The sequence below is a fragment of the Vibrio sp. Vb0349 genome, from assembly GCF_033338975.1.
The window spans coordinates 1-1,592 of the sequence record NZ_JAWOTS010000136.1 but is presented as its reverse complement, the minus strand read 5'-3'; the positions used below and the strand labels follow the sequence as shown (position 1 = coordinate 1,592).

The window sequence follows — 1,592 nt, the reverse complement described above, 5'->3', positions numbered from 1 at the left end:
TATGCACTGCAAAGAGAGTTAGAGCTACAAGTGCTCACATCTCCCATTCTAAAAGAGCAATTGGCGCAGCATGGTATAGCCGTCACGGATTACTCCGCACTCGTTTCTACCAGCCAAGTTGTAGGTGTATGATTAAGGCTGCCAGATTCGACCCCTATAGTCACCTTACGAATTGCTGGCAGCCATTTTTCGAATAAAAACATTCATTATTTATTAGCAGTTGGATTCATTAGCATTATGGCAAGGATTAAAGATGTCGCCGAACTCGCCGGTGTAAATCGTTCTACCGTTTCTCGCATCATTAATGGGGAAGGAAAGTTTCGTGAAGAAACTAGAAAAAAAGTAGAACAAGCCATGGCGCAATTGAATTACCGTCCAAGTGCGATCGCCCGTTCTCTTGCAACATCGTCAAGTAATATGGTCGGTTTGTTGGTGACTTATTACACCGGTGGATTTTTCGGTGAAATGATGGAGCAAGTGCAAACAGAATTAGACATTCATAAGAAGTTTCTCATCACTGCGCAAGGCCATCATTCTGCTGAAGGAGAGAAAGAAGCGATTCAGCGTTTCAACGATCTTCGTTGCGATGGCTATGTTCTGCATAGTCGCTATTTATCCGATGATGATCTACGTGAGTTAGCAAAACTTCCTACGCCTTTTGTGCTTCTCGATCGTTATGTTGAAGGGATTGAAGAGCGCTGCATTACGTTTAATCACCACCATGCAAGTCGTATCGCTGTTGAGCACTTAATCGCTGGTGGTCATAAAAACATTGCCTGTATTACCGGACCATCCCTACGTCACAATAGTTTGCTCAGAAAGCTTGGCTATGTTGATGCAATGAAAACAGCAGGCATCGACATTGATGAAAGTTGGTGTGAAGAAGGGAATTACGGCAGACAAAGCGGTTATGATGCGATGGCTTCCATTTTGAAACGTCACCCAGAGGTAACTGCTGTATTTTCATGCAGCGAAGAAATGACGGTTGGGGCGATGCAATATCTTCATGAGCATAAAATTTTGGTGCCGGAGCAAATCTCTTTGACCAGTTTTGACAGTGTAGACCTATGTGAAAGTTTGTACCCGACGGTATCTGCGGTGCATTTCCCTATTAGTGATATGGCGCGAGCGGCTGTGCAAACGTTAATGGGGTTAGTAAAAAAACAGGAACACATAGAAAAACCTGTCTTCGAAGCCAAGCTAAAACTGCGTCATGCGGATCGAGTATTAAAACAAGACTCTGATTGATACTCAGGTATGAGCTTGATTCAAATTATGAACAACACATTGGTTCTTAACGCGAATGACTCGCACTTGTGAGTTCTTATTGATGAATTTATTTACAGAATCTACTACTATTCTTGGTTTATCGTGAAAACTTAATAGTAGTGAAAAAGTGGCAGCAATTAAACTTACAGTGGATCGTCTTCAGCCGGGATTACATATCCGCCTTCCGCTAAAGTGGAACGATCACCCCTTCCTACTCAATAGCTTTAAAATTAAAGACCAGGAACAGATCGAGATGATTCGTCATCTCGGTGTAAAGTTCGTGTACTTTAATCCCGAACAAAGCGACACCGCACCATTGCCCG

Annotated in this window: 2 protein-coding genes and 1 pseudogene; all 3 read left to right on the top strand. The window is 42.9% G+C overall.

Features of this window, described 5'->3' with window-relative positions; genetic code table 11:
* Window positions 1-132: pseudogene (locus R7Q47_RS23905) on the top strand (chitooligosaccharide deacetylase); the annotation flags it as partial.
* 105 nt (window positions 133-237) lie between these two features.
* A complete protein-coding gene (locus R7Q47_RS23900; RefSeq protein WP_020841298.1) occupies window positions 238-1,248 on the top strand; it encodes a LacI family DNA-binding transcriptional regulator in 1,011 nt (336 codons plus the stop codon).
* A 148-nt stretch (window positions 1,249-1,396) separates the two neighbouring features.
* On the top strand, window positions 1,397-1,592 hold a 196-nt coding region (locus R7Q47_RS23895), incomplete at its 3' end, for a DUF3391 domain-containing protein (RefSeq protein WP_318089647.1).